Source organism: Streptomyces sp. NPDC040589, from assembly GCF_055594445.1.
Window position 1 is genome coordinate 342678 of the sequence record NZ_JBVIWP010000002.1, and the last position, 26020, is coordinate 368697.

General features: G+C 71.8%; 22 protein-coding genes. 12 read left to right on the top strand and 10 right to left on the bottom strand.

Going from position 1 to position 26020, the window contains the following annotated elements; genetic code table 11:
- Positions 1 to 182 precede the first annotated feature (182 nt).
- From egtA to ACZ58V_RS08640, 5 genes are all read left to right on the top strand, one after another.
- Positions 183 to 1484, top strand: coding sequence for an ergothioneine biosynthesis glutamate--cysteine ligase EgtA (gene egtA, locus ACZ58V_RS08620; protein ID WP_471289066.1), 1302 nt, complete (start codon positions 183 to 185; stop codon positions 1482 to 1484).
- Complete coding sequence (egtB, locus tag ACZ58V_RS08625) at positions 1481 to 2818, top strand: ergothioneine biosynthesis protein EgtB (protein WP_468184995.1); 1338 nt, start codon at positions 1481 to 1483, stop codon at positions 2816 to 2818. Before egtA ends, egtB begins: the two co-directional genes overlap by 4 nt.
- Positions 2818 to 3609, top strand: coding sequence for an ergothioneine biosynthesis protein EgtC (gene egtC / locus ACZ58V_RS08630; protein ID WP_471289069.1), 792 nt, complete (start codon positions 2818 to 2820; stop codon positions 3607 to 3609). The genes egtB and egtC overlap by 1 nt, the downstream gene beginning before the upstream one ends.
- Positions 3606 to 4568 (top strand): L-histidine N(alpha)-methyltransferase, encoded by a 963-nt coding sequence (egtD, locus tag ACZ58V_RS08635; protein WP_471289070.1) that lies wholly within the window; start codon positions 3606 to 3608, stop codon positions 4566 to 4568. The genes egtC and egtD overlap by 4 nt, the downstream gene beginning before the upstream one ends.
- Positions 4569 to 4699: 131 nt before the next feature.
- Complete coding sequence (locus ACZ58V_RS08640) at positions 4700 to 4915, top strand: dodecin (protein ID WP_193477460.1); 216 nt, start codon at positions 4700 to 4702, stop codon at positions 4913 to 4915.
- 16 nt (positions 4916 to 4931) lie between these two features.
- Here the strand turns inward: ACZ58V_RS08640 and ACZ58V_RS08645 are convergent, their stop codons facing one another.
- On the bottom strand, positions 4932 to 5426 hold the full coding sequence (locus tag ACZ58V_RS08645) for a phosphatase domain-containing protein (RefSeq protein ID WP_471289072.1): 495 nt from the start codon (positions 5424 to 5426) through the stop codon (positions 4932 to 4934).
- 126 nt (positions 5427 to 5552) lie between these two features.
- On the opposite strand from ACZ58V_RS08645, the gene ACZ58V_RS08650 reads away from it, so the two are divergent.
- The 4 genes from ACZ58V_RS08650 (at position 5553) to rpmF (ending at position 9480) form a co-directional block, all read left to right on the top strand.
- Positions 5553 to 6761, top strand: a complete 1209-nt coding sequence (locus tag ACZ58V_RS08650) for a right-handed parallel beta-helix repeat-containing protein (protein WP_471289073.1) — start codon at positions 5553 to 5555, stop codon at positions 6759 to 6761.
- 115 nt (positions 6762 to 6876) lie between these two features.
- Complete coding sequence (locus ACZ58V_RS08655) at positions 6877 to 7614, top strand: DUF485 domain-containing protein (protein ID WP_468184982.1); 738 nt, start codon at positions 6877 to 6879, stop codon at positions 7612 to 7614.
- Entirely contained in the window at positions 7611 to 9206 is a 1596-nt protein-coding gene (locus ACZ58V_RS08660) for a sodium/solute symporter (protein ID WP_471289927.1), read from the top strand. Before ACZ58V_RS08655 ends, ACZ58V_RS08660 begins: the two co-directional genes overlap by 4 nt.
- 103 nt (positions 9207 to 9309) lie before the next feature.
- Positions 9310 to 9480, top strand: a complete 171-nt coding sequence (gene rpmF / locus ACZ58V_RS08665) for a 50S ribosomal protein L32 (protein WP_189722466.1) — start codon at positions 9310 to 9312, stop codon at positions 9478 to 9480.
- Positions 9481 to 9486: 6 nt separating this feature from the next.
- On the opposite strand, the gene ACZ58V_RS08670 is transcribed toward rpmF, so the two are convergent.
- Complete coding sequence (locus ACZ58V_RS08670) at positions 9487 to 11571, bottom strand: NACHT domain-containing protein (RefSeq protein ID WP_471289077.1); 2085 nt, start codon at positions 11569 to 11571, stop codon at positions 9487 to 9489.
- A 283-nt stretch (positions 11572 to 11854) separates the two neighbouring features.
- Here ACZ58V_RS08670 and ACZ58V_RS08675 point away from each other — a divergent pair, with 283 nt between their 5' ends.
- Complete coding sequence (locus ACZ58V_RS08675) at positions 11855 to 12853, top strand: LLM class flavin-dependent oxidoreductase (protein WP_471289079.1); 999 nt, start codon at positions 11855 to 11857, stop codon at positions 12851 to 12853.
- A gap of 10 nt (positions 12854 to 12863) precedes the next feature.
- The gene (locus ACZ58V_RS08680) at positions 12864 to 15224 is read left to right on the top strand and encodes an ATP-binding cassette domain-containing protein (RefSeq protein WP_471289081.1); all 2361 of its coding nucleotides are present in this window, start codon (positions 12864 to 12866) and stop codon (positions 15222 to 15224) included.
- 4 nt (positions 15225 to 15228) lie between these two features.
- Here the strand turns inward: ACZ58V_RS08680 and ACZ58V_RS08685 are convergent, their stop codons facing one another.
- From ACZ58V_RS08685 to ACZ58V_RS08710, 6 genes are all read right to left on the bottom strand, one after another.
- A complete protein-coding gene (locus tag ACZ58V_RS08685) occupies positions 15229 to 16404 on the bottom strand; it encodes an alanine--tRNA ligase-related protein (protein WP_471289083.1) in 1176 nt (391 codons plus the stop codon).
- A gap of 115 nt (positions 16405 to 16519) precedes the next feature.
- A complete protein-coding gene (locus ACZ58V_RS08690) occupies positions 16520 to 17473 on the bottom strand; it encodes a lysophospholipid acyltransferase family protein (RefSeq protein WP_471289929.1) in 954 nt (317 codons plus the stop codon).
- A complete protein-coding gene (locus ACZ58V_RS08695; RefSeq protein WP_471289084.1) occupies positions 17473 to 18240 on the bottom strand; it encodes a GNAT family N-acetyltransferase in 768 nt (255 codons plus the stop codon). The genes ACZ58V_RS08690 and ACZ58V_RS08695 overlap by 1 nt, the downstream gene beginning before the upstream one ends.
- A gap of 116 nt (positions 18241 to 18356) precedes the next feature.
- Positions 18357 to 19106, bottom strand: coding sequence for a succinate dehydrogenase/fumarate reductase iron-sulfur subunit (locus ACZ58V_RS08700; protein ID WP_468184964.1), 750 nt, complete (start codon positions 19104 to 19106; stop codon positions 18357 to 18359).
- Complete coding sequence (locus ACZ58V_RS08705) at positions 19103 to 21052, bottom strand: fumarate reductase/succinate dehydrogenase flavoprotein subunit (protein WP_468184961.1); 1950 nt, start codon at positions 21050 to 21052, stop codon at positions 19103 to 19105. Before ACZ58V_RS08705 ends, ACZ58V_RS08700 begins: the two co-directional genes overlap by 4 nt.
- 2 nt (positions 21053 to 21054) lie before the next feature.
- The gene (locus tag ACZ58V_RS08710; RefSeq protein ID WP_468184959.1) at positions 21055 to 21726 is read right to left on the bottom strand and encodes a succinate dehydrogenase; all 672 of its coding nucleotides are present in this window, start codon (positions 21724 to 21726) and stop codon (positions 21055 to 21057) included.
- A gap of 118 nt (positions 21727 to 21844) precedes the next feature.
- Here ACZ58V_RS08710 and ACZ58V_RS08715 point away from each other — a divergent pair, with 118 nt between their 5' ends.
- Complete coding sequence (locus tag ACZ58V_RS08715; protein WP_468184956.1) at positions 21845 to 22729, top strand: LysR family transcriptional regulator; 885 nt, start codon at positions 21845 to 21847, stop codon at positions 22727 to 22729.
- A 108-nt stretch (positions 22730 to 22837) separates the two neighbouring features.
- Here the strand turns inward: ACZ58V_RS08715 and ACZ58V_RS08720 are convergent, their stop codons facing one another.
- A complete protein-coding gene (locus ACZ58V_RS08720) occupies positions 22838 to 24982 on the bottom strand; it encodes a putative bifunctional diguanylate cyclase/phosphodiesterase (RefSeq protein ID WP_471289088.1) in 2145 nt (714 codons plus the stop codon).
- On the bottom strand, positions 24979 to 25791 hold the full coding sequence (locus ACZ58V_RS08725) for an SAM-dependent methyltransferase (RefSeq protein WP_468184951.1): 813 nt from the start codon (positions 25789 to 25791) through the stop codon (positions 24979 to 24981). Before ACZ58V_RS08725 ends, ACZ58V_RS08720 begins: the two co-directional genes overlap by 4 nt.
- Positions 25792 to 26020 lie beyond the last annotated feature (229 nt).

The window sequence follows — 26020 nt, forward strand, 5'->3', positions numbered from 1 at the left end:
GTCGGGGAACGCCGGGGAAAGTCCCGGGAAACGTCCGGCCGGCCTCGATGACCGGCCCGGAACGCGCCGGTTCGCCCCCTTGTGCCGAGCGGCGTGAAGGTCTTGGGTGGAACGAGTGATCCCGGCCCGGGCCGCCAAGAGCCCGGACCGGTGGCATGGTGGAATCTCAGGAGGATCCCGACATGTCCGATTCGGTTAGTGGCTGTACCGAGCCACCCACCGCACTGTCCGCCGCAGACGTCGAGGCCCTGGTCCGCGGCATCTGCTTCAAAACCGGCCCGCCACGCCGCCTCGGGGTCGAGGTGGAATGGCTCGTCCACGAGCTGCGCGCACCGCAGCTCCCCGTCACACCCGAACGACTCGAAGCGGCCTACGCCGCAGTACGGAACCTGTCCCTGAGGTCGGCGCTCACCGTGGAGCCCGGCGGCCAGCTGGAGCTGAGCTCGCCCCCCGCCGCCTCGCTGACGGAGTGCATCGCCACCGTCTCCGCCGACCTCGACGCCGTCCGCACGGTCCTGCGCGAGAAGGACCTCGCGCTCGTCGGCCTCGGCCACGATCCCTGGCACGAACCCCGCCGGTTCCTGCGCGAACCGCGCTACGACGCCATGGAGCGCTGCCTGGACCGCACAGGCCCCTCCGGCCGCGCCATGATGTGCACCTCCGCCTCCGTGCAGGTGTGCCTGGACGCCGGCCACGAGGAGCCCGGGCCCCTGGGCCTGGTGCGGCGCTGGTGGCTGGCCCATCATCTGGGCCCGGTCCTGGTGGCCGCGTTCGCCAGCTCCCCGCTCGCCGGGCACCGGCCGACCGGATGGATGTCCACCCGGCAGCTGCTGTGGACACGGATCGGCGCCGGCCGGGCGGGCGGACCGCCGCTGGACACCGACCCGCGCGGCGCCTGGGCCCGGCACGTGCTGGACTCCCCCGTGATGTGCGTACGGCGGGACGGCGCGCCCTGGGACGTCCCCAAGGGGCTCACCTTCCGGGAGTGGATCCGGACGGGGGTGCCGAGACCGCCCACGAGGGAAGACCTCGACTACCACGTCACGACGCTGTTCCCGCCGGTCAGGCCCCGCGGCCACCTGGAACTGCGCATGATCGACGCGCAGCCCGGGGACGACGGCTGGATCGTGCCGCTGGCCGTGACGGCGGCGCTGTTCGACGACCCGGAGGCCGCCGAGACCGCCTACCGGGCCGTGAAGCCGCTGGCCGAGCGGACGCTGGGGCTGCCCGCGCCGCACAACCCGCTGTGGCTCGACGCGGCCCGCGGCGGGCTGGCCGACGCCGAACTGCGCGAGGTGGCCGTCACGTGCTTCACGACCGCGCTGGAAGCCCTGCCCCGGCTCGGCGCCGAGCCCGAGGTCATGGAAGCCGTCTCGGCCCATCTGGACCGCTATGTCGTCCGGGGCCGCTGCCCCGCCGACGACCTGCTCGACCGACAGCGCGGCACGGACGGCCGCGCCCACGGGAAGGACATCCGCCCATGACCGACACCGATCCCGCCGTCGACGTTGATGCCGTCGACCCCGAGATTCTGCGCGAGCGCGCCGTCGCCTCGCTGGTCGTCGCCCGCGACCGCACCACCCTGCTGACGAGCTGTGTCGAGGAGCCCGACCTGACCGCGCAGCACTCGCCGCTGATGTCGCCGCTGGTGTGGGACCTGGCGCACATCGGCAACCAGGAGGAACAGTGGCTGCTGCGGGCAGTCGCCGGGCACGAGGCGATACGGCCCGAGATCGACAGCCTCTATGACGCCTTCGAGCACCCGCGGGCCGAGCGGCCGAAGCTGCCCCTGCTGTCGCCCGGGGAGGCACGCACCTACGCGGCCGACGTCCGCGGCCGGGCCCTGGACGTGCTGGAGCGGGCCGCGTTCCACGGGACGCGGCTGACGGAGGCCGGGTTCGCCTTCGGGATGATCGCGCAGCACGAACAGCAGCACGACGAGACCATGCTGATCACGCATCAGCTGCGCAGGGGCCCGCAGGCCCTGACCGCGCCCGACCCGGAACCGGCGCCGCTGTTCACCGGCCCGTCCGAGGTCCTGGTCCCGGGCGGCCCGTTCACGATGGGCACCTCCGGCGAGCCGTGGGCCCTGGACAACGAGCGCCCCGCGCACCGGCGCGAGGTCGCGCCGTTCCACATCGACACCACGCCGGTGACGAACGGCGCGTACCAGGCGTTCATCGAGGACGGCGGTTACGACGACCCGCGCTGGTGGACCACGGACGGCTGGGCCCACATCCGCCGGAACTCCATCGCCCACCCGCTGTACTGGCGGCGGGACGGCAGGCAGTGGCTGCGCCGGCGCTTCGGCCTCACCGAGGTCGTGCCGCCCGACGAGCCGGTGCTGCACGTGTGCTGGTACGAGGCCGACGCCTACGCCCGCTGGGCCGGACGCCGGCTGCCCACCGAGGCCGAGTGGGAGAAGGCGGCCCGGTACGACCCGGCCGGTGACCGTTCCATGCGCTATCCGTGGGGCGACGCCGACCCGGGGCCTGAGCACGCCAACCTCGGCCAGCGGCACCTGCGTCCGGCACCGGCCGGGAGCTATCCGGCCGGCGAGTCCCCGCTCGGCGTACGGCAGCTGATCGGCGACGTGTGGGAGTGGACGGCGAGCGACTTCCTGCCGTACCCCGGGTTCCGGGCGTTCCCGTACAAGGAGTACTCGGAAGTCTTCTTCGGGCCCGACTACAAGGTGCTGCGCGGCGGTGCGTTCGCCGTGGACGCGGTGGCCTGCCGGGGCACGTTCCGCAACTGGGACCATCCCATCCGGCGGCAGATCTTCTCCGGGTTCCGCACGGCCCGCTCGGAGGAGGTCTGATGTGCCGTCATGTGGCGTACGTGGGGCCGGAGGAGCCGCTCGGGCGGCTCCTGGTGGAGCCCCCGCACGGCGTGTACCGGCAGTCGTGGGCGCCCCGGCGGCAGCGGTACGGGACGGTCAACGCCGACGGTTTCGGCGTCGGCTGGTACGCCGAGGGTGACCCGGTGCCGGCGCGCTACCGCCGGGCCGGGCCGATCTGGGCGGACCTGTCGTTCGCCGATCTCGCGCGGGTCGTACGGACGAACGCGCTGCTCGCGGCGGTGCGGGACGCGACCCTGTCGGGCGCGGACGCGGAGGCCGCGGCGGCGCCGTTCGCCGCGGGGACCTGGCTGTTCAGCCACAACGGCGCGGTCAAGGGCTGGCCCGGCTCGCTCGCCCCGGTGTCCCGGAGCCTGCCGCCCGAGGACCTGCTGTCGCTGGAGGCCCGCAACGACTCGGCGCTCGTGTGGGCCCTGGTGCTGGCCCGGCTGCGCGGCGGTGACGAGGAGGGCCAGGCCATGGCCGACACCGTCCTGGAGGTCGCCGCCGCGGCCCCCGGCTCCCGGCTGAACCTCCTGCTCACCAACGGCGACACCATCACCGCGACCGCCTGGGGCGACACCCTCTGGTACCTCACCCGGCCGGGCGGCGGCACGGTCGTGGCCTCCGAGCCCTACGACGACGATCCGCACTGGCAGGAGGTCCCCGACCGCACCCTTCTCGCGGCGAGCCGCACGGACGTGCTGCTCACGCCGCTGAAGGAGCCGGCCGACGCCCTCGTCCCCGAACCGTTGAAGGAGCCCCGTACGTGAGCCCGTTCCGCCTCACCCGCACCCTGCCCGAGGACGCCACGGACGCCGCGCTGCGCGCCGACGTCCACCGGGGTCTCACCGGCACCCCCAAGACGCTGCCGCCGAAGTGGTTCTACGACGCGCACGGCAGCGACCTGTTCGAGAAGATCACGGAACTGCCCGAGTACTACCCGACGCGCGCCGAGCGGGAGATCCTGCTCGCGCGCTCCGGCGACATCGCCGCGGCGACCCGGGCCCGCACCCTGGTCGAACTCGGCTCCGGGTCCTCCGAGAAGACGCGGCATCTGCTCGACGCCCTCACGGACCTGCGCACCTACGTCCCCGTCGACGTCAGCGAGAGCGCCCTCACCCAGGCCGGGCAGGCGCTCGTCGCCGAGCGGCCGGGGCTCGACGTGCACGCGCTGATCGCCGACTTCACCGCGGAACTGACGCTGCCGGACACGCCGGGGCCCCGGCTGGTGGCGTTCCTCGGCGGCACGATCGGCAATCTGCTGCCCGCCGAGCGTGCCGCGTTCCTGGCGGTCGTGCGGGGCATGCTCGCCCCGGGCGACGCCCTGCTGATGGGCACGGACCTGGTCAAGGACGAGGAGGTGCTGGTCCGGGCGTACGACGACGCGGCCGGGGTGACGGCCGCGTTCAACAAGAACGTGCTCACGGTGATCAACCGTGAGCTCGGCGCCGATTTCGAGCCCGCCGCGTTCGACCACGTGGCGCGGTGGGACGCCGAGCACGAGTGGATCGAGATGCGGCTGCGCTCCCGTACGGCGCAGACGGTCAAGGTGCCGGCGCTCGGCCTCGCCGTCGACTTCGCGGCGGGCGAGGAGCTGCGGACCGAGGTGTCGGCGAAGTTCCGGCAGGAGGGTGTGCGGACCGAACTGTCGGCGGCGGGGCTGGACCTGGCGCACTGGTGGACGGACGATGCGGGCCGGTTCGCGCTGTCGCTGAGCATGGCGCGCTGACACCCGGCGAGCGATGTCTCGCGCTTCGCCGCCGTGTGGGGCACGGTGGAGTGACGCGTGGCACATCCGCCCCAGGACGTCACCGCACGTCACTGCACGTCACGGAAATTCAGCAGAAGAGGAGCAGCGGCATGTCGAACCACACCTACCGGGTCACGGAGATCGTCGGGACCTCGCCCGAGGGCGTCGACGCGGCCATCCGCAACGGCATCGGCCGAGCCTCGCAGACCCTGCGCAACCTGGACTGGTTCGAGGTGACCCAGGTGCGCGGCCAGCTCGAGGACGGGCAGATCGCGCACTGGCAGGTGGGGCTCAAGGTGGGCTTCCGGCTGGAGGAGGGCGAGTAGCCAAGAGCGTGCGCTCTCAGGTCCGGCCTTCCCGCTCCTGAGCCGCCTTCAGCTCGGCGGACCGGGCGGCCCAGTCGGCCCGGACGACGGTGAAGCCCGCGCGCCGGGCGTCCTCGCAGACCAGTTCGTCGTCGTCCACGAGGACGCGGATCTCACGCGTGCGGGCGAGCCGTCGCAGGATCTCCAGTTTGGTGACCCGGGCGGGCCTGCGGTCGGCGTTAGACCGCATGTGGACGCGCCCTTCGGGCAGCCCTTGCGCGGCCAGCCAGTCGAGCGTGTCGCGCCGGCAGCGCTCGGGCCGGCCGGTGAGGTAGACGATCTCGCACTCCCGCGCGCTCTGCCGGACCATCGCGATGCCCTCGGGGAGCGGCGGGTCCTGCGGGGCCGCCGCGAAGAACCCGTCCCAGTCACGCGGCCTGCGCTCCAGGAACCGCTGCCGGTGCGCGGTGTCGGCAAGGGTGTTGTCCAGGTCGAACACGGCCAGCGGGGTCCTGCTGTGCTCATCACTCACACAGCCCACCCTAGTGCCGCGGCACCAGGCCGTGTCCGCCCGGCACTTCCCGTCGTCGCCCGGCAACCTTCACCCCCCGGGCGGCCACTGTTCTGCGACATCGAGCAGGCAGAGGCGGGAGGCCGTATGCGCAACACAAGGATCTGGTCGGCGGCGGTGACGGGGGCGGCGCTGGCCATGGCGCTGGGCGGTCCGGCGGGGCCGGCGGTCGCCGCGGGCACGACCCTGGTCGTGGCGCCGAACGGGGACGACTCCGCCCCCGGCACGCTCGCCCGGCCGCTGAAGACCATCCAGCGGGCGGTGGACCTGGCGAAGCCCGGCGACACCGTCAGCGTGCGCGGCGGGACGTACGCCCTCACGGACAACATCACGGTCACCACCTCGGGGACCGCGTCCCAGCCCATCACCCTCGCCGCCCACCCGGGCGAGCGCGTGGTCGTCGACGGCGAGAGACTGCCCGCGAGCCACACCCCGGCCGGCGGCAGCATCCCGCGTGCCGAGCGCGGGGCGATCCACATGGAGGCGTCGCACTGGCGGATCTCGGATCTGGAGATCGTCAACGGCCCGTACGGGGTCTACTGCGACGGCTGCGACGGCAACGTCTTCTCGCGCCTGAGCACGCACGACAACTACGAGTCCGGCTTCCAGCTCCAGGGCGCCTCCAGCGGCAACCAGATCCTGAACCTGGACAGTTACGGCAACCGCGACCCGCGCAAGAACGGGGAGAGCGCCGACGGCCTGGCCATCAAGGAGGGCAGCGGCACGGGCAACGTGGTACGCGGCGCCCGGCTCTGGAACAACGTCGACGACGGCTTCGACGCCTGGGAGTTCGCCTCCCCGGTGACGATCGAGAACACGGTGGCGTACGGCAACGGGTTCAACCGCTGGAACTTCCCCGACTTCGCGGGTGACGGCAACGGCTTCAAGCTCGGCGGCGGCAGCCCGGCCCCGGCAGTGGCCCACACCGTGCGCGACAGCGTCTCCTTCAAGAACGCGAAACACGGCTTCACCGACAACGGCAACCCCGGCTCCCTCGCCCTGAGCCGCAACTCCACGTACGGCAACGCCGGTACGGGTTTCGACGCCGACGTCTCGGGCGGGACCGCCCGGCTCACCGGCAACCTCTCCATCGCGGACCAGCGCGCGGCAGCCGTGGGGGCGAAGACGGTCGCCAGCGGCAACTCCTGGAACATCGGCGGCACATGGAACGCCTCCTCGGTGCTGAGCACCGACCCGGGTCCGCTCACCGGCCCCCGGGCGGCGGACGGCTCGCTGCCGAAGGCGCCGGCGTTCCTCGTCCCACGGTCCAACGCCGCCGTCGGCGCCCGTTTCTGATCCGGCTCATTTGAGACAGCCTGGCCGGATAAATGGTCCGGACTATTCGCCGGAAACTCCTTTCGCGCAGGCCGTCGCAGTACCGTCAACCCTTCACCGGGTACGTGAACGAGCCATGACCACAAGTCAATTGACCATCACAGTTGATGGCTCAAGCACAGCACTGACATACTCCGCACTCAGCCTCGCCACCACCCGTGGCCGGGGCTGGTCGGGGATCTCCACACAGAGCCCCGAGGCCGTCCGCGTGATTCCGAACAGCGAGTTTTTCGATTTCACGAGCCCCCCACAGAGCCCGCACCCCCTCACCACGTCCGGCATCCCTCCACCCTGCTCGAAAGCCGGACGCCACACTGCCCCCGAAGGGGTCGAGTGCGGGGCACGAAGCAGCGAAGAAGGTGCGCCTGTGCCCGAATTCCCACCCCGGCGGGAAGACACTCCCACATTCCCGCTTCCGCACATCGAACACACACCGCCGTCTCGCATATCCGACCATCCCGAATTCCACTCACTGCGTCGCGCGCAGCGCCGGTTCGGCACCCGGGCGACGATCCTGTCCGCCGGCGGATTCCTGCTGTATGTACTCCTGTCGAGTTTTGTTCCCGCGGTGATGAACCAGCCGCTGTTCGGCCACCTCACGATCGGACTCACCCTCGGACTCGGGCAGTTCGTCATCATGGGCGTGACCGCCTGGTGCTATGTCCGGCACATGCGCAGCCGCGTCGATCCGCTCGCCCGCGGTCTCAGGTCCCGTCAGTACGAGAACGACAACCGCCACGCCCGTTCGGCCTCGGCGCCGCAGGGGGCCGGGCAGCCCCTCCAGCACGGCACGAGGGGGTTCCGCACGTGGTGACGACCGCCGCCGCCATCGACGACAGCAGCCTGCAGCTGACGTTCGTCCTGTTCCTGACCGTGGTCGTGATCACCCTGTTCACGGCACTGCTGACGGCCCCTCAACGCGACGAGATCAGCGAGTTCTACCTCGGCAACCGCACCATGTCGCCGTTGCGCAACGGCCTGGCCATGTGCGGCGACTACCTGTCCGCCGCCACCCTGCTGGGCAGTACCGGACTGGTCGCCCTGACCGGCTACGACGGACTGATGTACCTCGGCGGCACCACCGTCGCCTGGATGATGGTGCTGTTGCTGATCGCCGAACCCCTGCACCGCACGGGCAAGTTCACACTGGGCGACACGGTGGCGCTGCGCCTGCCCCGGCAGCAGCGGCCGGTACGGGTCGCCCTCGCGGTCTGCATCCTGGCCATCGCGACGCTCTACCTGGTGGCCCAACTCGTCGGCAGCGTGGCGCTGTTGACGCAGTTCACCGGAGCCCCGAGCGCCACCACGCGTACGCTGTGCGTGGCCGTGATCGGTACGTTCGTGATCCTGTACGCCTCCCTCGGCGGCATGCCCGGTGCCACGGTCATCCAGATCATCAAGGCCGTGATGCTGGTGGTGGGCGTGCTGTTCACCGCGGGCTGGGTGCTGTACCACTTCGACTGGAACCCCAACGCGCTGCTCGAGAGGGCGGCCGAACGCAGCGGCACCGGCCTGCAGCTCCTCGAACCCGGGCAGCGCTACGGCGGGAGCGTCAGCAACAAGCTGGACTTCTTCAGCCTCGAACTGGCCATCGTCCTCGGCCTCGCCGCCCTCCCGCACGTGCTGATGCGGCTGCTCGCCCCGCGCAAGAGCGGCGTGCTGCGCTCCTCCCTCCTGTGGGCCGTCGGCCTGGTCGGCGCGGTCTGTTTCGGGGCCGGCATCCTCGGCCTCGGCGCCACCGCGCTCCTCGGCCGGGACACCATCGAGAACACGGACCGCACCGGCAACGCCTCCGTCCTGCTGCTCGCCCACGAGCTGGGCGGCAGCGTGCTCACCGCGCTGCTGACCTGCCTGGCCTATCTGACTCTGCTCGCCGTTGCGGTGGGCCTCACCCTGGCCGCGGCCTCGTCCCTCGCGCACGACCTGTACAGCGAGGTGATCCGCAAGGGCCAGGCCAGTGAGACGGAGGAACTGACCGTGGCCCGGCTGTCCGGTGCGGTCATCGGCATCCTCGGCATCCTGCTGGCCCTCGTCGCCTGGGGGGCGAACACCGCGACGCTCGCCTTCCTCGCCTTCGCCATCGCGGCGTCCGCGATCCTGCCGACGATCATCTACACCCTCTTCTGGCGGCGCTTCACGGCGAAGGGGGCGCTGCTCAGCCTCTACGGCGGCCTGGCCACCTCCGTCCTGCTCGCCGTGTTCTCCCCCGTCGTCTCCTCCGCCCCGGCCTCCTTCTACCCCGACGTCGACTTCGCCTGGTTCCCGCTCCAGAACCCGGGCATCGTCTCCATCCCCGCGGGCTTCCTGCTGGGGTGGCTCGGCACGGTGCTGGACAAGGGCCCGGCCGAGGAGAGCACCACGCACGAGGAGTTCGAGGTGCGCATGCTGGTGGGCGCCGACGACTGACGCGCACCAGGGGCATCGGCGGCCGGACACCGCGGACACATATTGTTAATGGGATCCATTTTCATGTAGCGTCCTCGGTGCCCGTCCACCGAGGAGGAGTCCCATGGCTGTCCCGAAGCGGAAGATGTCCCGCAGCAACACCCGTCACCGCCGCGCCCAGTGGAAGGCGGCCACCCCGACGCTGGTCCCGGTCACCGTCGACGGCGTCCGCCACCTCGTACCGCAGAACCTGGTCAAGGCCTACGAGCGCGGGCTGCTGCGCCCCGAGAGCTAGGAGGGGTCACGGCGTGACCACGGGGTCCGGGTGCGCGGCGAGCCAGTGCTGCAGTTCGGCGTGGCGGAACTGGTAGGCCGGACCGGAGTAGCGCATGAGGCCTGCCGCGCAGGCCCAGTCCAGGAAGCGGCCCAGCCGGAAGGGCAGCCGCCGGCGCGCGCACAGCAGGAAGACCAGGTAGCGCCGCGCGGCACTGAGACCCGACGCCTGGCCGGAGGCGATCGCGGTCGCCGCTCCGACGACGAGACCGGTGCTCGGCTCCAGCGACAGCGCCACCGTGCCGCCGACGGCCAGTCCGCCGAACAGCCCGGTGGAGACGGCGTAGACGAGTCCGTAGACGGTGTCGTCGCGCAGCGCGACCGGAGGGCTGACCGCCGTCGTGGGCGCCGCCCCGCGCAGCCCGGCCGCCACACTGAACCGGAAACCGGCGCCCAGCCCGGAGACCCAGCTGGTGACCGTCCCGACGGCGAGCGCGGCCGAGGGGTGGCCCGCCGCCGCGATCGCCGCGCCGACCGCGAGCCCGGCGGCGACGCCGACGAAGGTGGCGAGGACGGGATTGACGACGAGCCCCAGCACGAACGGCCCCCGGAGGCCGGGCATGTGCCGCTTCTGCCAGTCCAGCCTGCTGGGGCTGAGGGCGAGCGCGGCAGCCAGTCCGCACGCCACGGCCAGGGCCAGCACACCCGCCGCGGCCTCACCCGGCTCGGGGGTCAGCCAGGCGGCGGGCAGGACCGCGCTGATCGTGCAGAACGTGAGCAGCGCGTCCGCCACCCGCACCCTGCGGGGGCCGGCCAGCGGCCACAGGCCGTGCACGGTGATGTCGGTGGTCGGATAGGCCGTCGCGCCGGTTCCGGTCAGATGCCCGGTCAGGTGATGCAGCCAGCGGTGGACCTGCGTCGGCGGGTAGCGAGCGGGGGCCGGGTCGCCGGCCGCGGGTTCGACGGCTGCCTGGATGTAGCGGGCCAGCAGATGCCGGTCGAGTGCGTCGGTGTCGCGCAGCGTGAGCAGCTCCGCCGGGTCCCCGTGGTAGCGGTAGACGGTGGCGGTCAGGCCGAGCCGCCAGGGGGTCGACAGGATCTGGGCGTGCACGCAGGACGGCTGTGCGTCGAGGTGGTCCAGCAGGCACTGCCAGCGGTCCTGGTCACGGCAACGGTCGCGCAGGTAGGTCAGCGCGGGCTCGGACGCCACGGGCGCGATGACCACCAGCGCGGCGTCGACCAGGGGTTCGTGCGCCAGCAGCGCGTCGTAGTTCGCGATCCGGCTGGTGAGCACGAGGGGGCCCGCCTCCAGGCCCCGCTGGTAGGCGTTCAGGTGCTGTACGGCGGCCCGCGCACGCGGTGCGTCCGGGTCCGGCGAGCCGTCGTCGCGTGGGGGATCCATCTCGTCCAGGCCGTCCAGGACGGGCAGCACCATGCCGTGGTCCACCAGCCGCTCCGCCATCTCCCGGGGCCAGTCCAGGGCCTGCGTGAGGTGGTCGGCCAGCAGTCCGGGCAGGGTGTGGGCGGTGTCCCACTGGGCCATGGGGATGCGCACGGGCACCGGGTCGGTGTCGGCGCGGTCGGCGGCCAGGGCCAGGACGAGCTCCAGGGCCAGAACCGTCTTGCCGGAGCCGGGGGCGCCGGCGATGACGAGCCGCCGGGGCCGGGTGGCCCGGAAGAACCCCGCTATGTCCGGGTCCGCGCCGGCGCCGTCGGAGTCGCGAAAGGTCCGTCCCGCCCCCGGGGCGTCGGCCGCGGGCCCCGGCACCGCCCGCAGCGTGTAGCTCAGGTCGATGCGCCGGGTGTCGCGGCCGAGCAGCTGGTGACGCAGCTTGCCTTCGCTCTGCTGGACTTGAACGGCCAGCGTCGCGGCCCACTGCCGCACCAACTCGGCGTCCGTCCCCTGCACCGGGCGCCGCAGCGCCGCCACCGCGGCCACCAGCCCCGCGACCCCGAGCGGCAGCCCGAGCAGCCCGGCGGTGTCGGCCGGCTCGAGCCCGCCGCGCAGCAGCTGGGACACCGCGTAACCGGCACTCGCCACGAGCAGCACCACACCGAGCACGGCCCCTACCCGGCGCCGCTCTCGTTCCCGTCGCCCCCCGATCCCCACCATGCCTTGCTGCATACCCGCCCCGGGCACGGAACTCTCCCTGCGGCAGCGACTGCTGAACAACAGGACCGGGGTGTCGGGGGGCCGGTGCCGGGGGTCCTCAGACGGGCGGTTCGAGATACGGCAGCACGGCCTTCGCGGTCGCGGCGCCGCGCAGGTAGCCGCCCGCCTTGCCGGAAGGTGGACAGGGAGACGACCAGGGTCGGTGTCTCCGTCGGGGCGCACTGCTCCGGGGAATCGGCAGGCCGGCGGGGAATCCCTGCGCTCCCCGGGTGTTGAACCTGGTGTGAGTTCAGTGATCGCCTCCACCCGCTTCTCCGTCCTCGACCGCTCCCGCACCCGCGAGGGCCACACCCACCCCGAGGCGCTGCGGGACACCGTGCGGCTGGCCGGGGAGCTGGAGGGGCTCGGGTACCACCGGGTGTGGGTGTCGGAGCATCACGGTGTTCCCGGGGTCGCCGGGTCCGCGCCGACCGTGCTGGCCGCAGCCGTCGCCGCCGCGACCCGGACGATCCGGGTCGGCACCGGCGGGGTGATGCTGCCCAATCACCGGCCGCTGGTCGTGGCCGAGCAGTTCGGGGTGCTGGAGTCGCTGTTCCCCGGGCGGATCGACATGGGCCTGGGCCGGTCCGTCGGCTTCACGGACGGGGTGCGCAGGGCCCTGGGCCGTGACAAGGACGACGCCGAGGACTTCGAGGCCCAGCTGCGGGAGCTGCTCGGCTGGTTCCGGGGCACCTCCCCCACCGGGGTCCATGCCCGCCCCGCCGAGGGGCTGACCGTCCCGCCGTTCGTCCTGGCCATGGGCGAGGGCGCCGGCATCGCCGCCCGCACGGGGCTGCCCATGGTCATCGGCGATCTCCGGAACCGGGAGAAGATGCGGCGCGGCATCGACCACTACCGCGACCACTTCCGCCCCTCCGCCTGGGCGCCGGAGCCGTACGTCGTCATCTCGGGCACGATCGCCGTGGCCGCCACCCCCGAGGAGGCCCGGCGGCTGCTCGTCCCGGAGGCCTGGGCGATGGCGTACTCCCGTACCCACGGCACCTTCCCTCCCCTGCCGCCCGCCGAGCGCGTCGAGGCGCTCACCATGACGGCCAAGGAGCGCGGCTTCTACGCCTCCGGGCTCACCGGCCATGTCGCCGGCACCGAGGAGCAGGTCGCCGACGAGCTGGAGACGGTACTGAAGGAGACCGGGGCGCAGGAGGTCCTGGTCACCACCAGCACGTACGACCGCGAGGCCCTGCTGGACTCCTACCGGCGGCTGGCCGCGATCACCTCCGGTTAGAGTCCTGCCCATGCACGACCCCCACACCTCCCACGACCCTTACGTCCGTGTCCGCGGCGCCCGCGAGCACAACCTCCAGGGCATCGACGTCGACATCCCCCGGGACGTGCTGGCCGTGTTCACCGGCGTGTCCGGCTCGGGGAAGTCGTCCCTGGCGTTCGGCACGATCTACGCGGAGGCCCAGCGGCGCTACTTCGAGTCGGTCGCCCCGTACGCGCGTCGGCTGATCCACCAGGTCGGCGCGCCGAAGGTCGGGGAGATCACCGGTCTGCCGCCGGCCGTCTCGCTCCAGCAGCGCCGCGCCGCCCCCACCTCGCGCTCCTCCGTCGGCACCGTCACCAACCTCTCGAACTCCCTGCGCATGCTGTTCTCCCGGGCCGGCACCTACCCGCCCGGCGCCGGGCGCCTCGACTCTGACGCGTTCTCGCCCAACACGGCGGCCGGGGCCTGCCCGGAGTGCCACGGGCTCGGGCAAGTGCACCGTACGAGCGAGGAGTTGCTGGTCCCCGACCCGTCGCTGTCGATCCGCGAGGGCGCCATCGCCGCGTGGCCGGGCGCCTGGCAGGGCAAGAACCTGCGGGACATCCTCGACGCGCTCGGCCACGACGTGGACCGACCGTGGCGGGAGCTGCCCGCCGCGGCCCGGGAGTGGATCCTGTTCACGGACGAGCAGCCGGTGGTCACCGTGCACCCGGTGCGGGACGCGGACCGCATCCAGCGGCCGTACCAGGGCACGTACATGAGCGCCCGGCGGTACGTGATGAAGACCTTCTCGGACTCCAAGAGCCCGACCCTGCGGACGAAGGCCGAACGGTTCCTGGCCAGTGCGCCCTGCGCGGCCTGCGGCGGGAGCCGGCTGCGCCCCGAGGCACTCGCCGTGACGTTCGGCGGCCGGACCATCGCCGAGCTGGCGGCGCTGCCGCTGGTGGAGCTGGCCGCCGGTCTCGACGCGACGTCGGAGACCGCCCGGGTCCTCACCGCCGACCTGACGTCCCGGATCGCACCGGTCGTCGAGCTGGGCCTCGGCTACCTCAGCCTCGACCGGCCCACCCCCACCCTCTCCGCCGGCGAACTGCAACGCCTGCGCCTCGCCACCCAACTGCGCTCCGGCCTGTTCGGCGTCGTCTACGTCCTCGACGAGCCGTCGGCCGGGCTGCACCCGGCGGACACCGAGGCGCTGCTCGCCGTGCTGGAGCGGCTGAAGGCGGCCGGGAACTCGGTGTTCGTGGTGGAGCACCACCTCGATGTCGTACGCGGCGCCGACTGGCTGGTGGACGTGGGCCCGGAGGCGGGCGAGCACGGCGGGCGGGTGCTGCACAGCGGCCCGGTGGCGGAGCTGGCCGCCGTCGAGGGGTCGGCGACGGCCCGCTACCTGTTCGACCGCTCCCCCGCCCCGGCCCGGGAGGTCCGCGAACCGGGCGGGTGGCTGAAGACCGGCCCGGTCACCCGGCACAACCTGCGCGGTGTGACCGCCGATTTCCCGCTCGGCGTGTTCACGGCGGTCACCGGGGTGTCCGGCTCCGGCAAGTCCACGCTCATCGGCGAGATCACCGAGGACGCGGCGGGCACAGCGGGGGTGGGCCGGCTGGTCTCGGTCGACCAGAAGCCGATCGGGCGCACCCCGCGCTCGAACCTCGCGACCTACACCGGCCTCTTCGACGTGGTGCGCAAGGTGTTCGCGGCCACCGACGGGGCGCGCGAACGGGGCTTCGGTGTCGGCAGGTTCTCCTTCAACGTGGCGGGCGGGCGCTGTGAGACCTGCCAGGGCGAGGGGTTCGTCAGCGTGGAGCTGCTGTTCCTGCCGAGCACGTACGCGCCCTGCCCGGACTGCGGCGGGGCCAGGTACAACCCCGAGACGCGGGAAGTGACGTACCGGGGGCGGGACATAGCGCAGGTGCTGGACCTGACGGTGGAGAGCGCGGCGGAGTTCTTCGCGGACACCCCGGCCGTGGCCCGCAGCCTCGGCACCTTGCTGGACGTGGGCCTCGGCTATCTGCGTCTCGGCCAGCCCGCGACCGAACTGTCCGGCGGCGAGGCGCAGCGCATCAAGCTGGCGAGCGAGCTGCAGCGCGGCCGGCGCGGCCACACGCTCTACCTCCTCGACGAGCCGACGACCGGCCTCCACCCGGCCGACGTCGACGTCCTGATGCGCCAGTTGCACGGCCTGGTCGACGCCGGGCACACCGTGATCGTCGTCGAGCACGACATGTCCGTCGTCGCGCGCGCGGACTGGGTGATCGACCTCGGCCCGGGCGGCGGCGACGCGGGCGGCCGGATCGTGGCGGCCGGTCCGCCCGCGGAGGTGGCCCGGGCGGAGCCGAGCGCCACGGCACGGTATCTGGGCCGGGCGCTCGGCCGGGAGCGGCCGTAGCCCGTCAGCGGGCGGCGAGCAGTCCGGCGACGAGGTCCCGGGGCAGTCCGTGGGTGTCGTGGAGGTAGTCGAAGTCCTCCTCGCTGAGCGGTTTCCGGTACTCGGGCCGGGACAGCAGACGGCTTCCCCGTTCGAGGAGCCTGCCGAACCGCTGTTCCTCGTCGAGGAGGACCTCCCGGACCAGGTCCGGGCCGGCGGACTGGCGGAAGTGGTCGAGGGTGTGCTCGATCAGCTCCGGGGGCAGGTCGGCGAGGGTGCGGGAGGCATCGCCGCGCCCGAGCGTGGTGAGGAGACGGCGGATCAGCCGGCGCAGGACGTAGCCGCGACCGGTGTTCGACGGCCGTACGCCGTCGCCGAGCACGACGATGCCGGCGCGCAGGTGGTCGCTGACCAGGCGGGTCGACGGGCCGTCCAGGTCCCACAGCGAGGGCACGGTCCGCATCCACGGTTCGAAGACGTCCGTGTCGTAGACCGACCGGCGCCCTTGCAGGACGGCGACCAGGCGTTCCAGTCCCATGCCCGTGTCGACTCCGGGCTGCCGCAGGGGGACGAGAGTGCCGTCGGCGTGGCGCTCGTAGCGCATGTGGACGTGGTTCCAGAGTTCCGTCCAGCGGGCGTCGGTGCCGGGGCTGCCCTGGGGCGGGGTGCCGGGCTCGCCGGTCCAGACGAAGATCTCCGAGTCGGGGCCGCACGGGCCGGCCGGGCCGTTGGACCACCAGTTCTCGTCCCCGGCCCGCTCCACCGGCAGCCCCAAGTCCTCCCAGACGCGCAGTGATTCGGTGTCGGGGCCGACCTGGTCGGATCCGCCGAAGACCGTGACGTGCAGGCGCTCTCGCGGGATGCCGAATCCGTCGCGCAGCAGTTCGTACCCCCAGCGAAGGGACTGGGCGTGGTCGTAGTCGCCCAGTGACCAGGAGCCGAGCATCTCGAACACCGTCAGATGCGTGGTGTCGCCGATCTCGTCCAGGTCGGTGGTGCGCAGACAGCGCTGGAGGTTGACCAGCCGCCGCCCCTGAGGATGCGGGCGGCCCATCAGATACGGCGTGAGGGGCTGCATGCCGGCCGTGGTGAACAGCACCGGGTCCGAGGGCGGGGGCAGCAGCGTGCTGCCGGTGATCAGCCGGTGCCCGCGCTCACAGAAGAAGTCGTTGAACGTCCGTACGGTCCGGTCCGTGTCCATTGCGGTCTCCTTGAGGTCAGGGGGACCGGAACGAACCGCGCGAGGGAAGCCGGAGAGTACGGAAGTACGGGGGTCCTGGCGGTCCGTTTCCGGCCGCCGGGAAGAGGTGACGAGGTCAGGCGTCGGCAGCCGGTGAGCTGGTCGCTCGCGCGGCTGCGGCGTCGGTGCGCTTGATGACCTCCATGGATCCGACGGTAACAGCGGGCGCGGGGACCGTCGCGGGATTTTTCGTGCCGCCGTACGGCCGGGTCACCAGTGCGGCGTGGGTCCAGGCCGGCTCTGCGGGCCGCGTCGGCTGGGCGGCCCGGGCGAGCGAGCGCCGGTCGGGGTGGGCGCCCGGGGGTATGACGTCCTGGACGTCCACGTCGGCCACCAGCCCGCGTGCCGACACCACACGCCAGACCGAGGCCGGCAGCGAATCATCGCCGACGAAGGCGGGCACGGTGCTTGTCGTCCCTGCGGCGACCCGGTACCGCAGGTGCACCGGCTGGACGGCGGCCCCCGCGTCCAGCGCGGCCTGGAAGACGGCCCGGCGGAAGACTCCCTGGGAGCGGCCGCACCAGGTGCTGCCCTCGGGGAAGACCCCGACGGCCCGGCCCTCGCGCAGTGCCTCGGCGATCCGGGCGACGGTGTCCGGCAGGGCCCGCAGCCGGTCCCGGTCGATGAACAGGACGCCGCCGCGCGCGGCCAGCGGCCCGGCGACGGGCCACCGCCGCACCTCGGTCTTGGCCAGCATCCGGGCGGGGCGTACGGCGGCGAGCAGCGGGATGTCCAGCCAGGAGATGTGGTTGGCGACCAGCAGCAGGGGGCCGGTGGGGGCGGCGGCGCCGGTGATGCGGACCTGGACCCCTGCGGCCCGCACGATCCACCGGCACCACCGCCGGACCAGGGACGCCGGCATCCTCCCCCGCAAGCGGGGGGACCCCCAGCCGAACGGCGTCAGCGCGATCCCGGCGAGGAGGAGCAGGACAACCGCGGTGAGCCGCAGCACGGCCCACGGCACGGCCCTCGCCACCGGCTCGACACAGGTCCGGGGCGTACAGGGCGCGAGGGGCAGCCAGGCGCTCATCACGCCGGCACGAGGGAGAGGAAGTGCCGCAGGTAGCGCGAGTTGACCCGGCTCATCGGCAGCAGCACGTACAGGTCGGCGACGCCGAAGTCCGGGTCGTGGGCCGGTTCGCCGCACACCCAGGCGCCGAGGCGCAGATAGCCGCGGAGCAGGGCGGGCAGTTCGAGGCGGGCGGCGGGTGCGGGGCCCGGGGTCCACGGCAGCAGCGGCTGGACGCGGTACTCCCGCGGCGACAGGTGCTTGGCGCTCACCCGGTCCCAGGTGGCGGAGGCGAGAGCGCCGCCGTCGGCCAGCGGGATGGAGCAGCAGCCGGCGAGCCACTCGTGGCCGCGGTCGACCATGTAGCCGGCGATACCGGCCCAGATGAGGCTGATGACCGCGCCGTCGCGGTGGTCGGGGTGCACGCAGGAGCGGCCGACCTCGACGAGTTCAGGCCGGATCCCGCCGAGGGAGGTCAGATCGAACTCACTCTCGGAGTACAGCCGCCCGGCGACCGCCGCGCGCTCCGGCGGCAGCAGCCGGTAGGTGCCGACGACCTGGCCGGACGTCTCCTCACGGACGAGCAGGTGGTCGCAGTACGCGTCGAACGGGTCGACGTCGAGGCCCGGCTGCGGGCCGGCCAGCAGGGCGCCCAGTTCCCCGGCGAAGACGTCGTGCCGCAGCCGCTGCGCGGCACGCACGTCCTCCTCGTTCCGGGCGAGGGCGACGGTGTAGCGGGTGGGGGCCGTGGGCTGCGCGGGGCGGTCGACGGTCAGTACGCCGGTCATGGCTCTCTCCTGGTCACGGGCCGGAGGCGGCGAGCGATGCCGCCGCCCACTGTTGTGCCCATGCCGCCTGTCCTGCGCGTGACGAGTGCCAGGAGCGCGGGTGTGCGCCTGTTGAACTACTGCTTGGCGACCCTGCGCGTGGCCCGCAGCCACTCCTTGTTCATGCTGGTGATGGACATGAGGGGAATTCCCTTGGGACAGGCGGTGGCGCACTCCCCGGTGAGGGTGCAGCCGCCGAAGCCCTCGTCGTCCATCTGCTCCACCATGTCCAGCACCCGCGTCTCCCGTTCGGGCGCCCCCTGCGGCAGCACATTCAGATGGTTGACCTTGGCGGACGTGAACAGCATCGCCGCCCCGTTGGGACAGGCCGCCACACATGCCCCGCAGCCGATGCACTCCGCGTGCTCGAACGCGAGGTCGGCGTCCGGCTTCGGCACCGGCGTGGCATGCGCTTCCGGAGCCGCACCCGTCGGCGCGGTGATGTAGCCGCCGGCCTGGATGATCCGGTCGAAGGCGGACCGGTCCACGACCAGGTCCTTGATGACCGGGAAGGCGGAGGCCCGCCACGGCTCGATGTCGATCGTGTCGCCGTCCTCGAAGGACCGCATGTGCAACTGGCAGGTCGTGGTGCGTTCCGGCCCGTGCGCGTCCCCGTTGATCACGAGCGAACAGGCACCGCAGATGCCCTCGCGGCAGTCGTGGTCGAAGGCCACGGGGTCCTCACCCCGCAGGATGAGCTCCTCGTTGAGCGTGTCGAGCATCTCCAGGAAGGACATGTCGGGCGAGATGTCGTCCACCTCGTACGTGGACATCGTGCCGTCGGCGTCGGCGTTCTGCTGCCGCCAGACGCGCAGGGTGAGCTTCATGCGTAGCTCCGCTGAGTGGGGTGGACGTACTCGAAGGCCAGGTCTTCCCTGTGCAGGGTCGGAGCCTCGCCGGTGCCGGTGAACTCCCAGGCGGCCGCGTAGGTGAACTCCTCGTCCTTGCGGGCGGCCTCGCCGTCGGGCGTCTGGGACTCCTCGCGGAAGTGGCCGCCGCAGGACTCGTCGCGGTGCAGCGCGTCGAGGCACATCAGCTCGGCCAGCTCCAGGTAGTCGACGACGCGGTTGGCCTTCTCCAGCGACTGGTTGAACTCCTCGCCGGTGCCGGGCACCTTGACGCGCCTCCAGAACTCCTCGCGGATCTGCGGGATGCGCTCCAGTGCCTTGCGCAGTCCCGCGTCGGTGCGGGCCATGCCGCAGAACTCCCACATGAGTTCGCCGACCTCGCGGTGGAAGGAGTCGGGGGTGCGGTCGCCGTCGACGGACAGCAGCAGGTTGAGCCGGTCCTGGGTCTCGGCCAGCACCTCCTGGACGACAGGGTGTTCGTGGCCCACCGCGTCGTGGTGCGGGTTGCGGGCCAGGTAGTCGTTGATGGTCGCCGGGAGGACGAAGTAGCCGTCGGCCAGGCCCTGCATCAGCGCGGAGGCGCCGAGCCGGTTGGCCCCGTGGTCGGAGAAGTTGGCCTCGCCGATCGCGAACAGCCCGGGGACGGTGGTCTGGAGGTCGTAGTCGACCCACAGGCCGCCCATCGTGTAGTGCACGGCGGGGTAGATCCGCATCGGCACCCGGTACGGATCCTCGTCGGTGATCCGCTGGTACATGTCGAAGAGGTTGCCGTACCTGGCCTCGACGGCCTTGCGGCCCATCCGCGCGATCGCGTCGGCGAAGTCCAGGTAGACGCCCTGGCCGCCGGGACCGACTCCCCTGCCCTCGTCGCACACGTTCTTGGCGGCACGGGAGGCGATGTCACGCGGCACGAGGTTGCCGAAGGACGGATAGATGCGCTCCAGGTAGTAGTCGCGCTCGTCCTCGGGGATCTCGGCCGGGGGCCGCTGGTCGCCCTTCGCCTTCGGCACCCAGATGCGCCCGTCGTTGCGCAGCGACTCGCTCATCAGCGTCAGCTTGGACTGGTGGTCGCCGGTGCGCGGGATGCAGGTGGGGTGGATCTGGGTGAAGCAGGGGTTGGCGAACAGGGCGCCGCGCCGGTGGGCCCGCCAGATGGCGGTGGCGTTGGAGTTCATGGCGTTCGTCGACAGGTAGAAGACGTTGCCGTAACCGCCGGAGGCGAGCACGACGGCATCGGCGAAGTACGTGTCGATCTTGCCCGTGATCAGGTCGCGGGCCACGATCCCGCGCGCCCGCCCGTCGACCACGATCAGGTCGAGCATCTCGGTCCGCGGATGCATCTCGATGTTCCCGGCGGCGATCTGCCGGCTGAGGGCCTGGTAGGCGCCGAGGAGGAGCTGCTGGCCGGTCTGGCCGCGGGCGTAGAACGTGCGGGAGACCTGCACCCCGCCGAAGGACCGGGTGTCGAGCAGCCCGCCGTACTCACGGGCGAACGGCACTCCCTGGGCCACGCACTGGTCGATGATCTCGACGGAGATCTGTGCGAGCCGGTGGACGTTGGACTCGCGGGCCCGGAAGTCGCCGCCCTTGACGGTGTCGTAGAACAGCCGGTGGATGGAGTCGCCGTCGTTGCGGTAGTTCTTGGCGGCGTTGATGCCGCCCTGCGCGGCGATGGAGTGGGCGCGGCGCGGGGAGTCCTGGTAGCAGAACTGGACGACGTGGTAGCCCTGTTCGGCGAGGGTGGCCCCGGCGGAGCCGCCGGCGAGGCCGGTGCCGACGACGATGACGGTGTGTTTGCGCCGGTTGGCGGGGTTGACGAGTTTGGCCTCGAAGCGGCGCTTGTCCCAGCGCTCGTCGACCGGCCCGGACGGGGCCTTGGTGTCGACGACCGGCTCACCGGTCGCGTAGTCGGCGTAGGAAGTCATCTTCAGCTCACCACTCCGGTCATGACGCCCACGGGTACGGCGATGAAACCGGCCGTGAGCAGCAGCGCGAGAACGTTGGCGACGGTCTTCAGGGCGCGGTCGCGGCTGCGGCTGCCGACGCCGAGGGTCTGGGCGGCGCTCCAGAAGCCGTGCCGGATGTGCAGGCCGAGCGCGAGCATCGCGACGATGTACACGACGTTGCCGTACCAGGTGGAGAACGTGTCCACGACGTTCTGGTACGGACGGCCCTCCTGGAAGCCGCCGGGGTGCACGGTGCCGGTCGTCAGGTCCAGGATGTGCCAGACGATGAACAGCCCGAGGATGACGCCGCCCCAGCGCATGGTGCGCGTGGCGTAGGAGGCCCGCGGCTTCTTGTGCACGTACTTGCTCGGGCGCGCCCTGATGTCGCGGCGGCTGAGCTGGTACGCCGAGGTGGCGTGGGCGACGACGGCGACGACCAGCACGATCCGGACGAGCCAGAGCGTCCACTCGTAGTGCATGAACGGTTCGCCGACGACCCGCAGCCAGTGCGCGTACTCGTTGAACTCGCCGGCCCCGAAGAAGATCTTCAGGTTTCCGATCATGTGGACGACCAGGTACAGCAGCATGATCAGCCCGCTGACCGCCATCACGGTCTTCTTGCCGAGGGTGGAGTCCCACACGGTGCGTGCCATGGACGGCCGTTTGTCCGTCCGCGTTGCCAGAGCCATAGCCAGCACGCTACGGACGCGCAACCGATCGGTCCAAGACATGGTCCGGCTTGATTCCATAGGCCGGGGCTATCGTACGAGTATGCAGTTCCAGCAGCTTCAGTACTTCGTGGCCGTCGCCGAGACCCGGCACTTCACCCGGGCCGCCGATCTGGTCCATGTCGCGCAGCCGTCGTTGTCGCAGCAGATCAAGGCGCTGGAACGGGAGCTGGGAGCGGATCTGTTCCGGCGCGCCCGCGGCAACATCACGCTCACGGACGCCGGGGAGGCGCTGCTGCCCCTGGCCCGGCGGATCCTGGCCGACGCGGACACGGCCCGGCACGAGGTGCAGGAGCTGGCGCAGCTGCGGCGGGGGCGGGTGCGGCTGGGGGCGACGCCGAGTGTGTGCACGGGTCTGCTGCCGGATGTGCTGCGCGCGTTCCATGATCGCTACCCGGGGATCCGGCTGCTGATCGAGGAGGGCGGCTCTCATGATCTGGTGCGGGAGCTGGCGCGTGGCGCGCTGGATCTGGCGCTGGTCGTGCTGCCCCTGCCGACGCCGTCGCCGGCGCTGACCACGGTGGAGCTGCTGCGGGAGGATCTTGTGGTGGTCTCCTCACCCGACGCGGCGAGACCCGGCGGGGGTCGGCGTACCGTGCGGGTCGCCGACCTGGAGGGGGAGCGGCTGGTGATGTTCCGGCACGGGTACGACCTGCGGGAGCTGACCGTGGCCGCGTGTCGTGCCGAGGGGTTCGAGCCTGACTTCGCGGTGGAGGGTGGGGAGATGGACGCGGTGCTGGGGTTTGTGCGGGCGGGGTTGGGTGTTGCGGTGGTGCCGCGGATGGTCGCGGCTAGGTCGGGTCGTGGTCTGCGGGTTACGCCGCTGGCCAGACCCGGCCTCCACCGCACGATTGCACTCGCACACCGCAGTGATGTGGCTCCGCCTCGGGCTGCTCGGGAGTTGCAGCGGATGTTGCTTGAGCGGTGAGGCGGTTCAGGGGCGCCGTTCGAGGGTGCGGGTTGTGTGTGGCTGGTCGTGCCCACGCGGCGGAGCCGCACATCGAATACAGCCCCGCGCCCCTTAAGGCATGACCCCCTAGCCCGTTGCGTCGACCAGGGCCAGTTCGTGCAGGCGCTCCGGGGGGCCCGGCCTGGCGTAGTACCAGCCCTGGGCCGTGTCGCAGCCCATCATGCGCAACTGTTCGGCCTGGGCGCCTGTTTCCACGCCCTCGACCGTGACCGCGAGGTCCAGGCTGTGGGCCAGGGAGACGATTCCCTCGACGATCTTGAGGTCGACGGGGTCGGCCGGGAACTGTTGCATGCTCTGGGTGAAGGAGCGGTCCAGTTTCAGGATGCTGACCGGGAGCCGGCGCAGGTTGGCGAGGTTGGAGTAGCCCGTGCCGAAGTCGTCCAGGGCGATGTCGACGCCCATCTCCGCCAGCCGGCGCAACGGCTTCAGCAGGTCGTCGTCCGCGCCGATCAGCGCCGACTCGGTGACCTCCAGGCAGAGCGCGTCCGGTTCGATGCCGGTGCGTTCCAGGATGTCGACGGTGTCCTGGACCAGGCCGGGGTGGGTCAGCTGGCAGGGCGAGAGGTTGACGTTGATCCGCAGCGGGCCCACGGCCTCCGCGCCGCCCTGCAGTTCCCGCCACTCGCGGGCCTGCCGTACGGACTGTTCCAGGACCCAGCGGCCCAGCGGCACGATCAGCCCGGTGTGCTCGGCGAGCGGGATGAAGCGGTCCGGGCCGAGCACGCCGTGCTGCGGGTGCAGCCAGCGCACCAGGGCCTCGGCCCCCCGGACGCTGCCGTCGCCGAGGTGGACCAGCGGCTGGTACTCGATGAAGAACTCGCCCCGCTCCAGCGCGGTCGGCAGGGCCGTGGTCAGTCCGTGCCGGGTGATGGCGCGGGCGTCGGCCTCGGGGTCGGCGAGTTCGTAGCGGTTGCCGCCCGCCGACTTGGCCCGGTACATGGTGATGTCGGCGCTGCGCAGCACCTCCGCCGGGCTGCGCTCCCCCGCCGGGCCCTCGACGATGCCGATGCTGCCGCGCACGGTCAGCTCCCGGCCGTCGACGCTGACCGGCGCGAGCAGCGCGTTCATGATGCGGCCGGCGAGCTCGTCGACCTCGTGCTCGGTGTCGGCGCCGGTGGTCAGTGCCACGAACTCGTCGCCGCCGAGCCGCGCGACCATCTCGCCGGGCGCGGTGGCGCAGGACTGCAGCCGGTCGGCGATCTCCACCAGCAGCCGGTCGCCGGCCGCGTGGCCGAGGCTGTCGTTGATGGTCTTGAAGCCGTCGAGGTCGAGGTAGCAGAGCCCGAACCGCTGGCCTTCCCCGGCGCCCAGTGCCTTCTCCAGGCGCTCGAAGAAGAAGGTGCGGTTCGGCAGTCCGGTCAGCGCGTCGTGCGTGGCCTCGTAGCGCAGCCTCAGGTTGAGCAGCCGCCGCTCGGTGGTGTCTTCCATGAGGGCGAGCTGGTACTGCGGTTCGCCGTCGGCGTCGCGCAGCAGGGAGACCGTCAGATTGGTCCACAGGACCGTTCCGTCGGGGCGGTAGAACGCCTTCTCCAGGTGGTAGTGCTCACGCTCGCCGCGTACGAGCTCGTCGTAGAGCCGCCACGTCTGGGGAGCGTCGTCGGGGTGGGTCCACTCCCTGACGTTGCGGCTGCGCAAGGTGTGCTCGGAGATCCCGAACATGCGCAGCAGCGCGCCGTTGACCTGCAGGATGTTGCCCTCGAGGTCGGCCATGCCGATGCCTATGGCCGCGCCTTCGAAGACCGCCCGGAACCGGGCCTCGCTCGCGTGCAGGGCCTGCGCCACCACGCCCTGCGCCTGGAGGGCGGCCTCGGCGATGGCCTCCTGCTCGGCCAGCGTCCGCTCGCGCAGCGCCCGGGCGAAGCCGGCGGACATCGCGTGCTGCAGTCGCGCGCAGCGCGCCCGCAGGTCCTCCTGGTCGCCGTCGCCCCCGCAGTACAGGACCAGGTAGGCGTCCACGCAGTCCAGCGTGTGGCTGAGCGCCTCGGGGTCGGTGCAGTGCGCGTCCACGAGTGCGGCGCCCACGGCCTTGCCCTCGTCGGCGTCGAAGGCCCGGGCCAGCAGCGCCTGGCTCAGCCGTCTGGCCAGCGGCAGCAGTTGCTCCTCGAACTCCTGGCGGGTCGACGACGTCGAGGTCACCGGGAAGACCGCCCGGCTCCAGATCGTCGCGAATCTGCGCAGTCTGTCCTCCGGCCCGTCCGGTTCCGCGATCACGCCGTACGCCCCACGCCCGCGAAACCGGAGAACGCATACGGATCCTCGTCCTCCGGTGCGGTGTCGGGCCGCCAGCGTGGCATCGCCACCAGTCCGGGTTCCACCATGTCGTACCCCTCGAAGAACCGCGCGATCTCCTCGCGCGAGCGCATGATCAGCGGGTTGCGGATCTCCTCGTACACGTCCACCGCACCCCCGGCCCGCTCCGGCGCCAGCGGGATCCCCTCGTAGGAGGCGTGGGTGAGCACGAGCAGGCTGCCGGGCGCGAGCGCCTCCCGCAGCTCGGCCACCGCCCCGTACGGCTCGTCCTCGTCTTCCACGAAGTGAAGTATGGCAACGAGGAGCAGGGCCACTGGCTGATTCAGGTCGATCAGCCGCTCCACCTCGGGGCTGCTCAGGATGTCCTGGGGCTTGCGGAGATCCGCGGCGACGACGCCCGCGTCGTCGTTGCCCCGCAGGACCGCCTGGCTGTGTGCCACGGCCACCGGGTCGTGGTCGACGTACACCACGCGCGCGCCGGGGCGGGCGGCCTGGGCCACCTCGTGCACATTGCCGAAGGTGGGGATGCCGGAGCCGATGTCCAGGAACTGGGTGATGCCCTGGTCGGCCGCGTAGCGCACGGCGCGGCGCATGAACGCGCGGTTCGCCTGCATGATCTTGGGGAGTCCCGGCAGGAACTCCATGGCCCTGCGGGCCGCTTCCCGGTCGACCTCGAAGTTGTGCGATCCGCCCAGATAGAAGTCGTACATCCGGGAAACGCTGGGCACCGAGATGTCGATGCTCCGTGGGGCCCAGGCGGGACGCTCCATCTATCTCTCCAAGGCGTAGGCGATCCGGTGTTCGAGCAGAGGCTACTGATCGCCCGCCAATGGAGCGACCCGAAACGGAAATTGACCATCCGTTCCCGGTCACTGCCTGCGGCACGTGCCGAATTGATACCCGTCCGCATGCCCTTCGAACATATGACGAACAGTGTTCGAGGCATTCCGGAGAGTTCCGGTCCGGAAGGGGAAGAGTGCTGAGAATTCGATGACTTCA